The 12,368-nt window shown below is 59.1% G+C and carries 11 protein-coding genes and 1 pseudogene; 4 read left to right on the top strand and 8 right to left on the bottom strand.

Features of this window, described 5'->3' with window-relative positions:
* From ACI0FO_RS17790 to ACI0FO_RS17775, 4 genes and pseudogenes are all read left to right on the top strand, one after another.
* Positions 1-3,852 (top strand): hemagglutinin repeat-containing protein (locus tag ACI0FO_RS17790; protein WP_416028679.1); only part of this gene is annotated, 3,852 nt, incomplete at its 5' end.
* Between the two features lie 329 nt (positions 3,853-4,181).
* Complete coding sequence (locus ACI0FO_RS17785) at positions 4,182-4,859, top strand: hypothetical protein (protein ID WP_416028677.1); 678 nt, start codon at positions 4,182-4,184, stop codon at positions 4,857-4,859.
* A gap of 153 nt (positions 4,860-5,012) precedes the next feature.
* Positions 5,013-5,246 carry a hypothetical protein gene (locus tag ACI0FO_RS17780; protein ID WP_416028676.1) on the top strand — a complete coding sequence of 78 codons (234 nt, stop codon included), beginning with the start codon at positions 5,013-5,015 and terminating at the stop codon, positions 5,244-5,246.
* Positions 5,246-5,479: pseudogene (locus ACI0FO_RS17775) on the top strand (response regulator transcription factor); the annotation flags it as partial. The gene ACI0FO_RS17780 and the pseudogene ACI0FO_RS17775, both read left to right, overlap by 1 nt.
* Positions 5,480-5,658: 179 nt before the next feature.
* On the opposite strand, the gene ACI0FO_RS17770 reads toward ACI0FO_RS17775, so the two are convergent.
* The 8 genes from ACI0FO_RS17770 to ACI0FO_RS17735 form a co-directional block, all read right to left on the bottom strand.
* Entirely contained in the window at positions 5,659-5,778 is a 120-nt protein-coding gene (locus ACI0FO_RS17770; RefSeq protein WP_416028674.1) for an alpha/beta fold hydrolase, read from the bottom strand.
* Between the two features lie 102 nt (positions 5,779-5,880).
* The gene (locus ACI0FO_RS17765; RefSeq protein ID WP_416028672.1) at positions 5,881-6,186 is read right to left on the bottom strand and encodes an ArsR/SmtB family transcription factor; all 306 of its coding nucleotides are present in this window, start codon (positions 6,184-6,186) and stop codon (positions 5,881-5,883) included.
* Between the two features lie 314 nt (positions 6,187-6,500).
* Positions 6,501-6,866 (bottom strand): hypothetical protein, encoded by a 366-nt coding sequence (locus tag ACI0FO_RS17760; RefSeq protein ID WP_416028670.1) that lies wholly within the window; start codon positions 6,864-6,866, stop codon positions 6,501-6,503.
* Between the two features lie 294 nt (positions 6,867-7,160).
* Positions 7,161-7,850 (bottom strand): hypothetical protein, encoded by a 690-nt coding sequence (locus ACI0FO_RS17755; protein ID WP_416028669.1) that lies wholly within the window; start codon positions 7,848-7,850, stop codon positions 7,161-7,163.
* A 218-nt stretch (positions 7,851-8,068) separates the two neighbouring features.
* Entirely contained in the window at positions 8,069-8,815 is a 747-nt protein-coding gene (locus ACI0FO_RS17750) for a lysozyme inhibitor LprI family protein (protein ID WP_416028667.1), read from the bottom strand.
* A 167-nt stretch (positions 8,816-8,982) separates the two neighbouring features.
* A complete protein-coding gene (locus tag ACI0FO_RS17745; RefSeq protein WP_416028665.1) occupies positions 8,983-9,756 on the bottom strand; it encodes an NAD(P)-binding domain-containing protein in 774 nt (257 codons plus the stop codon).
* 51 nt (positions 9,757-9,807) lie between these two features.
* The gene (gene ykgO, locus ACI0FO_RS17740) at positions 9,808-9,954 is read right to left on the bottom strand and encodes a type B 50S ribosomal protein L36 (RefSeq protein WP_416028663.1); all 147 of its coding nucleotides are present in this window, start codon (positions 9,952-9,954) and stop codon (positions 9,808-9,810) included.
* Positions 9,955-10,218: 264 nt separating this feature from the next.
* Positions 10,219-12,360, bottom strand: a complete 2,142-nt coding sequence (locus ACI0FO_RS17735) for a TonB-dependent receptor (protein WP_416028661.1) — start codon at positions 12,358-12,360, stop codon at positions 10,219-10,221.
* Between the last annotated feature and the right edge of the window lie 8 nt (positions 12,361-12,368).

Raw genomic sequence — 12,368 nt, 5'->3', positions numbered from 1 at the left:
CTGGCCACCACCGGCCAGCGCTTCCTGGAAGGCTTCGGCAACAACGACAGCCAGTACAAACAGCTGCTTGCCAACGGTGCGCAATTCGCCCAGGACAACGGCGTCAAACTTGGCGTGGCGCTGACCGAAGCGCAGCAACGCCAACTGACCACCGACCTGGTCTGGCTGGTCGAACAGACCGTCACGCTGCCCGACGGCACGACAGAGACCGTGCTGGTCCCGCAGGTCTACCTGCTCGTGCGCGAAGGCGACCTGAAGGGCGACGGCACCCTGATGGCCGGCCGCGACGTCAAGCTTGCGGCCGACGGCGGCATCAACAACAGCGGCACCATCGGCGCGCGCGACGCCACCGTCATGACGGCCGCCAACATCGTCAACCAGGCCGGCGGCCTGATCCAGGGCGCCGTTGTCAATCTTGCCGCGCGCGAAGACCTGACCAACCTGGTGTCGCTGATCAAGGGCGACAACGTCGCGCTGTCGGCGGGCCGCGATATTGCGCTGACGTCAACGTCGGCGTCCGAGAACAACGGCGCGACCTGGGGCTCGTACATCTCGGGTGTGTCGCGCGTGGACGCCGGGGACCTCAGCATGCAGGCGGGACGCGACGTCACCTTGACGGCGGCGCAAGTTGCCGCCAAGGACGACGTGCGCCTGCAAGCGGGCCGGGACATCAATCTGGCCACGCTGGAGGAGAGCCACGGCGAGTCGCTCGTGCGCAACAAGAAGAATCGGCATGACCTCGCCACCGGCAAGGAAATCGGTTCAAGCATTGCCGCTGATGGCAACGTCACGCTGATCGCAGGGCAGGATGTGAATGCGCGCGCGGCTGACGTCACGGCCGGCGAGCAACTGGCCGTTGGCGCGGGCCGCGACATCAACTTGATCGCCGGAGTGCAGAGCGGCTCGGCCTACGACGAAACGCATTACAAGACCAAAGGCTTCCTGTCGTCGAAGACCACGCATACCAAGACGGCCAGTGATTGGACCGTGGCCCAGGGCTCTAACTTCATGGGCGACACCGTTGCGCTCATGGCCGGGCGAGACTTGACCGTGCAGGGTTCCAACGTGGTCGGTGACCATGACGTCATGCTCGCGGCCAACCGAGACGTCACCATTGAGGCTGCGGCGGAGTCGTACAAAGACTATCAATACGAGAAAGTCACGAAATCGGGACTTGGCGGCGGCGGTGGCTTCAACATCGGCTACAGCAAGCAAGCGCGAACCGATTGGATGAAGGGCGAGAGCGGCGGCTATTCCAGTAGCACCGTGGGCAGCGTCGGTGGCAACGTGATCATCGACGCGGGCCGCGATGTCGGCGTGTTCGCCAGCGAGGTGCTGGCGCAGGATGGCGATATCTCGATCGCAGGCCGCAACGTCGCCATTGTTGCTGGCGTGGGCGAAGCCCGTCAGCATGAGTATCACGAGGTGAAGCAATCCGGTCTCACGATTGGTATAGCCGGAGGCGTGCTGGGCGCGGCGCAACAGATGCACGGCACGCTCAAGCAAGCCGGTGAAGCCAAGAGCGGCCGTTTGGCGGCGGTCAAGGTCGGGCAGGCCGCGTATCAGGCCGTGCAGGCCGACCGCATGATGGACGCGGCAAAGGGTTCGCAGGCAACTGAGGCACAAAAGGAAGCCGCAAGCGCCCAAATTCAGATCAGCCTGAGTTCCAGCAAATCCGTCAGCGAGACTAAGCGCACGCAAGAAACCGCGTTTGGGTCGTCCATCATGGCGGGGGGGAACGTATCCATTGTGGCGCTGGGCGAGAAGGGGGGCGCCGGGTCCGGCAACCTGTCGATTGTCGGACGCGACGTCACTGGCAAGAACGTCCTGCTGGCAGCGACGAATGATCTCTATCTTTTGAGCCAGGCACAAACCTCAACAGAAACCTCGACCAACAAAAATAGCGGCTGGAAGGTCGGTGTGGGCATTGGCGTGTCCGATAGCGGCAGCGGAGGCGGCATCAATGTCTTCGCCAGCGGTTACGCGGGCAAAGGCAATGCCAACGGCAATGGCACGACGTACCAGGAAACGCAGGTCAGCGCCCGCGACAACCTGACGCTGATCTCGGGCCGGGACACCGTGATGATGGGCGCGCAGGCGCGCGCCGACAGCATCCGTGCCGACATCGGCCGTAACCTGACCATCGCCAGCCAGCAGGACACGGACCGCTACAACGCCAAGCAAAGCCAGGTGAATGCAGGGGGTAGTTTCAGTTTTGGTTCCATGACCGGCAATGCTTATATCGGTGCCAGCACGGGCAAGACCAAGTCCAACTACGACAGCGTCATCGAGCAATCGGGCCTATATGCAGGGACCGGCGGCTTTGACATCTACGTCGACAAGCACACGCAACTAGATGGGGCGGTGATCGCCAGCGACGCGGAAGCGGCGAAGAACAAGCTGTCGACGGAGACGTTCGGCTTTACCGATTTGCAGAACAAGGCCGCCTACAAGTCCACGACCGTCGGTCTGAACCTCGGCATGTCGGGGGCATTCGACGTCGCCAACAAGGGCGGCGCAAATGCGATCGGTCCATCGGGTTTGAGCTTTGGTCACACCAGCGGCAGCGATTCGGGCACGACCTACGCGGCGATTGCGCCGGGCACGATTGAGGTGCGCTCGGACAAGGAAACCGGCCGCGACAGCACGGCGGGCCTAAGCCGCGACACCGCAGGCGCGAATGGCAGCATCGGGCAGATCTTCGACAAGGATAAGGTCCGCGAGCAACTGGAGTTCCAACAGGCGTTTGGTCAGCTGGGGATGCAGATTGCGGGGGATGTGCTGAAGGATCTGAAGAAGGATGACCCTGACCTCTGGGGAGAGGGCAAGGCAGGGGCGATTGCGCTACATGCCGCAGTTGCGGGTATCGGCGCGGCGTTAGGGGGAGGGAACGTTGTTGGGGCAATGGCAGGAACCATAGCAGGCGACGTGGCAACCAACTTGGTGCGAGACCAGATCGAATTCGCGGTCGCGGGCTTATCGGGCGAGACGCGTGATCAAGTCACAAAGGTCATCTTGAACGTCATTGCGAGTGCCGCCGGAGGTGCTGTTGGTGGACTCAACGGGGCGGGAGGGGCGGCTGTTGCGGAGATGTACAACCGGCAGTTACATCCGGACGAAAGAGAGCTAGCTAGAAAAATCGCGGCGCAAGTCCGAGCCCGGGGAGGGGATGTGTCTCTCGATTATATTGAAGACCAGATGCGGCAAATGAGCGTCGTGATCGGCGGGAGGATAATTCCAGGTGTGCCCGATATTCAGATCGGGCAGGTAGTGCAGACTGACTCTGGCGCCGTTTGGTCTAACGAGCAGGGGTCGGTTGTTTATGTGCAGAATACGACGAAGCCAGATTTCTTCATTCAGGGATTGATTTTGGGATTGACAAATAACAATGAAGTTCCAAATGTCATTAATTATTTACCCACGCCACAATTACGTGATACATCTCCTCTAACTAGCTATGTGCCGCGTAGTGATCAGTTGGGTCGAAATTGCGTGACTGCGGAGTGTGCAGCCTGGATGCTGCCTAATATGACATCATTAGGTCATTTTCAACGAGCGAATAAGGTGGCCGCAACCGCTGCCCTGATATCTACGATTTCTGGCGATATCGCCGCTTGGGCAACGATGGCGGGAAATCCTGTCGTAGCCGGAGGAGCAACTGCGATTGGCGGCCTAACCAGCCTATTTGAGCAGATGGTGCGGCCAAATTGGAGAAAATCGTCAGGAGATTCGATAGCGGATATGTCTACCAGTATTGCATCGGACAGATTCCCGGCTCTTAGTCCATTGTTTAATGAAATTGGTAAGTTGGTTAAAGAGCATGGTGTTGTTACGAATGTGATAAGTAAATAGGGTTTTGCTATGTTTATTAAAAATGGAAATTTTATCCGTCCGGTCCGTATACTATTTTCTCTTGCTGGCATAGCGCTATGTGCTGCTGGCTTGAGGTTTGATATATATTTCTTAGCCCTCGTCGGTATGGTTGTTGGCGCAATTGGCATGTATGCTTCTAAGGCGTCGGCCGTAGGGATAAAGCCATTTTCCGAAAGGCAATCCAAGGCCGATGATCGGGGGGCGAGCTCTAGTAATGAGAGGTTTAAATAGGGGCGGGCGCGTTAGTATGCTTGGCCCGTTTTTACGTAAATCTGCGGGGGTTTTAAAAAATTGCAGAGTAATAATTTATGCGATCACGCAAAATTTCCGCGATAGCCTTGTTGTTGGCATCTTCCGGTTGCTCGTTCATCATGGGTTCGCCACCCAAGGCGTTAACGTCGAATCCTGGGCCGCAGGAGAAAATCAGTCCGGTGCTGATAATTACCTCCGATTGTGATTTCAAAGAGAAAATAGACGGCGTTGGGGTTTTGGGTGCGAGAACAGCGTATCCTGCCGCGTATGCCGCCGAAGCGGTATGCAAGGCGTTGAATAGCGAGCTCCCCGACGCTATGGACGCTGCGGACGTCAAAGCAACGGTTAAAGCCCGCCCTGTGGATGCCCACACAGCCAGGCCTCCAACGATGCAAGAGGACGCAGCGACTATCGGAGCCAGGTACGTTGTGGTTGTCGGTAGGGCCAATGGCTTCGAAGGCTATCAGCAATATCCTCCCAGCGTGGGCGTCATCATTCGTCTGTATGACGCCGTATCTGGAGAATATCGAGCCATGGCCGAAGAAACGTATCGGATATCTCTGCGCGATTTCTCGAATCGCGGTCCTACAGCAGAAGGGCAGAAAATTGCGGCTAGCATGGCGAATAAGCTCGCGCGAACCATGCTGCAGCGATGCACTGAGAAGTACCCATATCAGTGCGAGAAGTTTGGGGAACTGCGCTTTGCCGAGCCACGAGATTCGTACGGCAAATGACGCAGCACGTAGAGGCTGGCGCTTGATGAGCTGGCCGCGAAGACGTGGATTCGCCATTGCACCATCCGTGGGCGTTCTAGATCTGATGTGAATTCGAAACGCGGGCAGCAGTTTGCGAGTTAGGGGCTGGCCAAGTAACTCCTTGCCAACGGCGTGCAATTCGCCCGTGGACCACGGCATCAAGCTAGTGCGGCGCTGACCGAAGCGCAGCAACGCCAACTGACCACCGACCTGGTCTGGCTGGTCGAACAGACCGTCACGCTGCCCGACGGCACCACCGAGACCGTGCTGGTCCCGCAGGTCTACCTGCTGGTGCGCGAAGGCGACCTGAAGGGCGACAGAATGCCCCTTACCAGCGGCTGCAGAGCGAGTACATTTCCGGGCTGATGCGACGGGAAGGGGTTACGCACGTGGAAACCGCCGTCAATGGAGCCGAGGCGCTGGCGAGGATCCGCGCGGCGGAGTTTGAGCTGGTGATGACGGATCTTCGCATGCCGGGCGGGGACGGGGTCCAGTTGATACAGCGCATAGCCGAGCTGGAAAACCCTCCGCAACTGGCGTTGATCAGTGCGTCGCCAAAGCAGTTGGTTGGCACCGTTCACCTGTTGGCGAAGCTGCTGTCCATCAAGGTGGTTGGCCAGCTATGCAAACCGGTACAGGCAGTGGACATTCGACTGCTCATCAAAACTCCGCGGTCGTGGCCGACCAGCGAAAACCGCTCGAAACCCAATTCACGCATGACAGCGATCTGTTCAGCGGCCATGGTGCACTTCGCGAATGGGTTGGGCGACTGTCCTGCTTATGGCTTGTGGCTCTCGCCCCGACCCCGAATGTCGGTCAGCACGACCGTGAAGCCGTCGGTCAGACTCGGTGCGATATCGTGCCAGCAGAGATGAGTCTGTGGATCGCCGTGCAACATCAAAAGGCCTGGGCCGGACCCGCCGACAAGTGCCAGGATTTGTTGCTATCGATCTAGACGAACTGTCGTTTGAATCCAGGTAGTAGCTTTGCATCGGCCGCCTCAGAGAGGTTCACGGAGCCACTCCTTGTAAGCGGCAATGGCCGCCTCGTTGCGTTTGAAAAAGGCCCACCGGCCGATGCGATGGACCGTCACGAACTCCGCCCGGCGGAGCAACTCCAGATGGCGGCTGACAGTGGGCTGCGCCATGCCCAGCTTCTCGGTCAGTAACGTGACGCAGACCCCGATCTCGCGTGGATCGCCCGTGACCTGATGGGAGAAGTGCTCGTGCGGCGTCCGCAACCAGTCGAGAATCGCCACGCGAGACTCGTTGGCAAGTGCCTTGGATTGTTCTATGGGATCTGTCATGCCGTACATTAAATCTTACGGACAGTCCTAGCACGTGATCATGGCGGCCGAACTGTGCCGCGCGACAAGCGAGCGGCACATTCGGTTTGGTTCAGCAGTTGAACCCTGTCCGAACCCGTGGCTCTGCGGACGCCATCCGCAGGCGCAACCGGCCTCTGGCCTTCCTCACTTCCACGCAGACCTTGGGGAGTGCCCGTTCATGGCCGGGCCCCTCGATAATGACCGCATCCCACCCGAAGCGGCCGTTCGACAGTTATGTGTCTGTCAGGAACCCGGCTTCTAGCTGCGTTCCGAATAGTTTGAGGACGCTCGCCCTACAGGGTCGGTTGTGGAATAGGGGTGTCTTTCGGTAGCGCGCCCGAAATGCGTTTTGGGCAATCCGAAATCCCCCATTTGGTCACGACACCCTTTTCGATCATGAATTTCTCTATGCATACGTGGTATGCGGAGAGTGGGCCCCAGATCTCTTCGTACGAAATGATTTTTGCGCCGCTTTCAAGCGTATAGCTCTTTTTGGGCGGTCCCCACTTGGAGATCAATTGCTCTTCCGTGCTGCCGACCCAAGGTGCATTGACGTCGTTGTAGGTTTTGTTCCGAGTGCCCATCAGCATGTTCATCTGTCCAGAGGTGCATCCCCCCAGTAGTGATGACAAGACGACAAGCAGTGCTAATTTCTTCATTTTGACCGTTATCCCAAGGTTCCATCGTTGAGATGGGTGCTCTTTGACGGGCACGCCATCGAAAAACTTGCCAAGTGCCTCCAGATTTCCCGACGCAAATCTGGCCGCGAAGCTTTCGCATTTATTTATTTAGGGCGTCAATGTATTAGAAATCCTGGCGCCTTGCAGCTCGGGGCCATCGAAAAGCACAGGCTGGGGCCCGCGATGCGGGCAAGGTCTAATCGCTGAAAGCGGGGGGAGCCAGTGCCCGAGCCGCCCCGAAAACCGGCACCCGTTCCCTCCGTCCTGCATTCACTAGCGTTGAACGTCGCCAGCGATCTTCCTGGCCTTCAGTGTCACGGTGAAAAACTCGTTAAGCTTATCGGCCGGCACGGCATTCAACTGGCTGCTGCCATAATCAGAATGTTGCCCGTTCTCGAATCGAGGGTAATACCCTTTCCAGAAATAGCGCGCCTGTGTACCGCCCGCGAGCACTTCTTTCGCAGGCAGCCCGGCTACGAATCGCGTATCGGCGATGTCCGCCCGCGCCTGCAAAGCAACGCGGGCCTCTGTCAATGCCCAATGGCATACCCCCCGCCCGTAATAGTCCTCGTCGAGCAGCATGTCGGCATACACGGTGCCCACGTACTCGGTGGCGGATATACGGGAAAGTCGGAACGGTTCGTGGCTGGCCAATGTCGGCACGTGGCCGGACAGGGCGTTGGATTTCCCACAGCGGGCGCCGTTGCTGGCGTCGAACTGCACAGTGCCCTCGACTACCGTAAACGGCGATTTGCCGTCGTCTGCGCTGGAGAGACCGGACGCATTAACAAGTGTGAGCCGTATCTCATAGGCCTGCGTCGGAGCGGGGTTAAGCTTGCGCAGCGGTGCTTTGGCCGAGCTATCGGCGTAATTAGACCCGCACCCGGCGGTGGCCAGAAGGACCAGCGTCGGCAATGCCCAACGTAAGGCCGGCGACGAGAGATATTGAAGGGCGCGCGACAATGTCGATGTTTCCTATGCGAGGTATTTATTATAAAAGTTTGCCACGAAATTGAACGTCTGTTTGTGGCCGCGAGCAGTCGATTGCCATCCCCTTATTTGCTCACTGCCGTCCAGAGGTGATCGCGAACCGGCTGACAACGGCCCCAAGCCGGTGTTTTCTCAAGCCTCGGCCGGCACTTCAGGCAGCGGCCCACGGGCCGCTGCCCGGGCGCTTACCATCAACCGCCATAGCATTGCGCGTAAGTAAAGTCGACCAAGCGCTTGTCTGAGGCATCCTGTGGCGTGGACGGCTCTACTTGGAAATGTCCGAACATATCGTCGTTGCAGACCCTCACGTTCTTGCGCTGCGTACCTTCCTGCAATACGCAGGAGCCGCCAAAACTGTGATTACTCCCAGCGACGCCAACTGGTAGATCAATCAGCCGGCTACAACCGATGATTCGGCCGTTTTGCTTCTGCTGCGCCAACGATTGGTTGAACGATTCAACACGGGAGTTGGGATCACGAATCGGCACAACATTAACGCATTCGCCACTAACGGTTTTGTTGCCCGGCAGCTTGCAGTCTGAGTACACCTCGCCATCGGCAATATGTTCCTCATTACGCGCCAGCATGGCGATGCGGGTTGTGTATGCCTGCTGCAGGCAGGCGCTGTCTTGACAAATGTCACGAGCGTATTTAATCCAGTTGCGCTGTTCTTTACCCAACTTTTTCTTGCCATAGGCATCGGTTGCGGCCAGTGCTGTTTCATAGACGCCTTGCAATTTTCCATCCAGCGCGGATGTCTCGGCATCGCTGCAGATCAACCTTTCGGTAGTGCCGACGGCCTTGTTGCAATCAAAACTAGCGGCTTGGGCGCCAGTCCATAGCGTTGCAAGGCCCAACGTAAAGAGAAGCTTCATCGCAGGTGTATACCGTGTCTTCAGTGCGTAAGCGGGTGGGCGTGTTGAATGCGGCTGGGTCATGATCCTATCTTCTCAAGTTGTATGTCGATGATGTCTGGCGTACAGCACAACACATCTCCCTCGTGACACGTCAAATCAGCTTAACCGAGCTAATGCACATCTCTGGTCTTGTGATCTTGTCGCTGGAGCATTCAGAGGCATTCTTATTCCAATACCTGGCTCAGTTTTTACCAGATAACCAGGAACAGGCCGGGCGTGAGGGTGGATTCGTCAGCCTCGGTCAGCATGACGCGGCCGTCGTGGTCCCAGTCCCAAAGCTCGGCAATTTGCTGCGCGCCGCCACCCTTGAGAAACCCCCGTGCCCAGGATCGGGGCCTGTTGGTCGTCCCAGTAGCGGCCATCGCCGGCATGGATCCGAAATCCGCCGCCCTCGTTTTGCGTGACGCCGATGACGTCCACGCCGAAGACGATGTCGAGCCGGCCGGTGTCGACCGCCTGGTAGAGCCGTTGCCGGCTATAGGGCGAGAGCGACAGGCTGGGTCGTGAGGGCTATGCGGATCCCAGGTGGATTTGCGGGCAAGCTGGCGCACGTTGCGCCCCCGCTTGACCAGGTTGACGGCTGCGTCCACGCCGCTTTCATAGCCGCCGATGACGGTGTAGCGGCTGGCCTTCATGCGTTGCCAGTCGGCCACCTGTGCGTAGTGGGCGCACCACTGCGCGCCGCGAAAGGGCGCCAGCTCGGGGAACTGGAATTCGCCCGTGGCCCAGATCAGGAAGCCGGCCTGAAGCTGTCCCTTTGGCGTGTCCAGGATGAAGCCGCCGCCCGGCACCGCGCCCACCGCTTCAACTTTGCAATTGCCAGCAATGGGCAGGTCATACCCCTTGGCAATGAAGGCCATAAAGCGAGTCTGGGCAGGCCAGCGGCGAAACGATTCTCCCACGCGGCCGGCCTCCAGCACGCCCAGCTTCAGGCCTGGCACCTTCTGCAAGGCGAGCGCCATGCCGATGCCGGCAGGCCCCCGCTCCCACGACGGCGACATTCAGGTGATGCATTAGGCGTTCCTGTTCTTGGCGCTGCCCTGGCGTGCCTTGAAGCGCGGATTCGATTTGCAAATGACGTAGATGCGGCCGCGGCGGCGCACCACTTGGCAATCGCGATGGCGTGTCTTGGCGTCTTTCAGTGAAGAGAGGACTTTCATAAGAACTCCTTTAGCAAGCAGGAAAAATCAACAGGAGGCAGTCATCGGGCGTCGAATTCAAAAGCAAGGAGAATCTTCCTTTGCAGGGCTCTGCTCCGGCGGCCGCATCGGGTGTTCTGACGAGGATGCGCCATACGGGAGTGCCGGTGAGCATTCCCAGTCGGGCAGCGTCTATCTGCAGGCCGGCTCGTCCCGCTGCTTTACCCCAAGCCATTTGTGTAGCCAGATCAGAGTAGTTTTGAACCTGGATTGAGCCATGTCCGCCTAGAACGTGGCACGTGTGGTCAACAGGACGGTCCGTGGCGCGCCGAGTAGCCAGGTGGAGTCCGAGCCCGATACGGCAAAGGCGCGGTCGGTTAAATTCTTGACCGTCAGCATGAAACTCAGGCCTGGCGAATAGTCGTAGGTCAGCGACGCATCCACGACCGTGTAGCTTGGTAGCGAGCGGGAATTCGCGGCATTCGTTGGCCGCTCGCCGACATAGCGCACGCCCGTGCCGATCTTCCACTGTGGTGCAAACCGCCATGCCGTCCAGAGATTGGCCATGCGTTCGGGTACGCCGGTGGGCACATTGCCGTTGCGCGAGACCAAGGCGCCGGAAGCCAGCTCACTGAAGTCGTCGTAACGCGCGCGAAGCAGGGCAATGTTGGCGTCGACGGTCCAACCCGAAACGGGCTCGGCCGCGAAGGCAAATTCGATGCCCGTGGAGGATTGCCGGCCAACCTGTTGGGTGATCGTGGGGTCATCCGGGTCGCGAGAGAGCAGGTTGCGCTTTTCAATGCGGTAGACCGCCGCGGTCCATTGGCCGCGTATCGATGGCAAGAGCCCTTTCACGCCCGCTTCTATTTGGTGTCCCCGGGTAAGGTCCAGGTCCGTTGCGCCGCCCGGTAGGGAGAGCGCGCCGCTCAGCGGATCCGTGCCGGTGGAATACTGCCCGTAGAAGGACAGCGTCTTGCTCGGAGCCCAGACGATCCCGACTCTGCCGGTGGTGGGGTCATAGGATTTTCCTTGCCGAACGCCCGTTCGAAGGTTGTTGTTGTCGAGCCTCATGTGTTCGTGACGCAGGCCGCCCACGAGTTTCCATTCCGGGGTCAGGTCCAGCGCGTTCTCAAGGAAAAGCGCGGTGGTCTGCAGTGTGGCGCGACGTCCGCCCGTGGTGGGGGTGGGGCTGTCGAACTCTCCTCGGTCGAAATCGTAGGGATCGACGTTGCTGCTGCCGCCATACGGAGAATTGTTCGAATGCAGCAGGGTGGTGCGATACCAGTCAATGCCGACGACGAGTCGATTACGCATTCCGCCGACCTTGCCGTTGAGTGTCATGTCGAATCGGTTACCCGTTTGCTCCTGGTCGTGAAGGATTTCAAGATAGTCCTCGCGAACGATCGACGTACCCGTGGCGTTGAATCCATAAGACTCCGCATTGCGCCAATGGCGTTCGGACGTCAGATAGTAGGTTTCATTGCGCAGCTGCACGTTGGGGCTGAGCTCATACTCCACCTTGGCGCGCCAAAGGCGGTCGTCGTAACGCACGACCGCGTCGGACACGTTGTAATTGACGCGTTTGAGGCTGTCGTCAAACCGGCCATCGCGCAGGGGAGTCCCGAAGTAGTGTGCGTCGTCATTGACGCCGCCATCCAACGAGAAGGTCGCCTTCAATCGTGAGGTTGGCCTTATCGAAAGCCCCAAGGCATAGTTACGCCGCTTGACGTCCTCCAGCGCACGGTAGCCGTCGCTGCGCTCGCCATCGACGTAAATCGAATACGCCGCGACATCGTTGATCGGCCCGCGTAGGCCGACGCCGCCCTGCACCAGGCCATACGAGCCTACGCCTAGGAATGCCTCGCGGTGCATCTCATCCCAGATCGGCTTTTTGGTGACGTAGTTCACCGTGGCGCCGATCGCCCCGTCTCCGTACAACACCGACGCCGGCCCCCTCAGGACTTCTACCGATTCGAGCGGCCAGCTGGAGAAGGGATATGTGACCGTACCGGCGGCAACTACCTGACGCGTCCCGTCTACGAGCTGCGCAACTGAGCTATGACCAACAAAGCCTCTGGCCACCAAGGACGTTCCCCCGTTCCCGGGAGAGGGAGCTTCCGTGACGCCGGGCATGCGGATTGCGGCGTCCTGCGCGCGTGTGAGACCGCGATCCGCCATTTCTTCACTACTCATGACACTGACGCTGGCCGGCGTTTCCAGCGGCGACAGGCCCAATCTCGAACCCACCTGCTGCAGGGCATCCAGTCCCAATGAGCTGCCCGGTGCGGCATACGAGCCGCGTACTTCTACCGGTGCAAGCGTTGCCGCGGGAGAGCTATCTTGTTGGGCCATAGCTACGCTGCTGCCGAGCAGCGCAGCAATACCGATAATTCGCATAGCGATGTTCTGTTGCTTGTTGTTTGTCACGGCCTGTG

This window comes from Achromobacter marplatensis (assembly GCF_049060505.1).
Lineage (GTDB): Bacteria > Pseudomonadota > Gammaproteobacteria > Burkholderiales > Burkholderiaceae_B > Achromobacter > Achromobacter marplatensis_A.
This window is presented reverse-complemented; position numbering and strand designations above follow the sequence as displayed.

What these genes read in the sequence shown, in the direction of transcription:
- ACI0FO_RS17760 (WP_416028670.1), bottom strand. Translation starts at nt 6,866, where the DNA reads ATGAAGAAATTAGCACTGCTTGTCGTCTTGTCATCACTACTGGGGGGA.
- ykgO (WP_416028663.1), bottom strand. Translation starts at nt 9,954, where the DNA reads ATGAAAGTCCTCTCTTCACTGAAAGACGCCAAGACACGCCATCGCGAT.
- ACI0FO_RS17785 (WP_416028677.1), top strand. Translation starts at nt 4,182, where the DNA reads ATGCGATCACGCAAAATTTCCGCGATAGCCTTGTTGTTGGCATCTTCC.
- ACI0FO_RS17750 (WP_416028667.1), bottom strand. Translation starts at nt 8,815, where the DNA reads ATGACCCAGCCGCATTCAACACGCCCACCCGCTTACGCACTGAAGACA.
- ACI0FO_RS17770 (WP_416028674.1), bottom strand. Translation starts at nt 5,778, where the DNA reads ATGTTGCACGGCGATCCACAGACTCATCTCTGCTGGCACGATATCGCA.
- ACI0FO_RS17765 (WP_416028672.1), bottom strand. Translation starts at nt 6,186, where the DNA reads ATGACAGATCCCATAGAACAATCCAAGGCACTTGCCAACGAGTCTCGC.
- ACI0FO_RS17745 (WP_416028665.1), bottom strand. Translation starts at nt 9,756, where the DNA reads ATGGCGCTCGCCTTGCAGAAGGTGCCAGGCCTGAAGCTGGGCGTGCTG.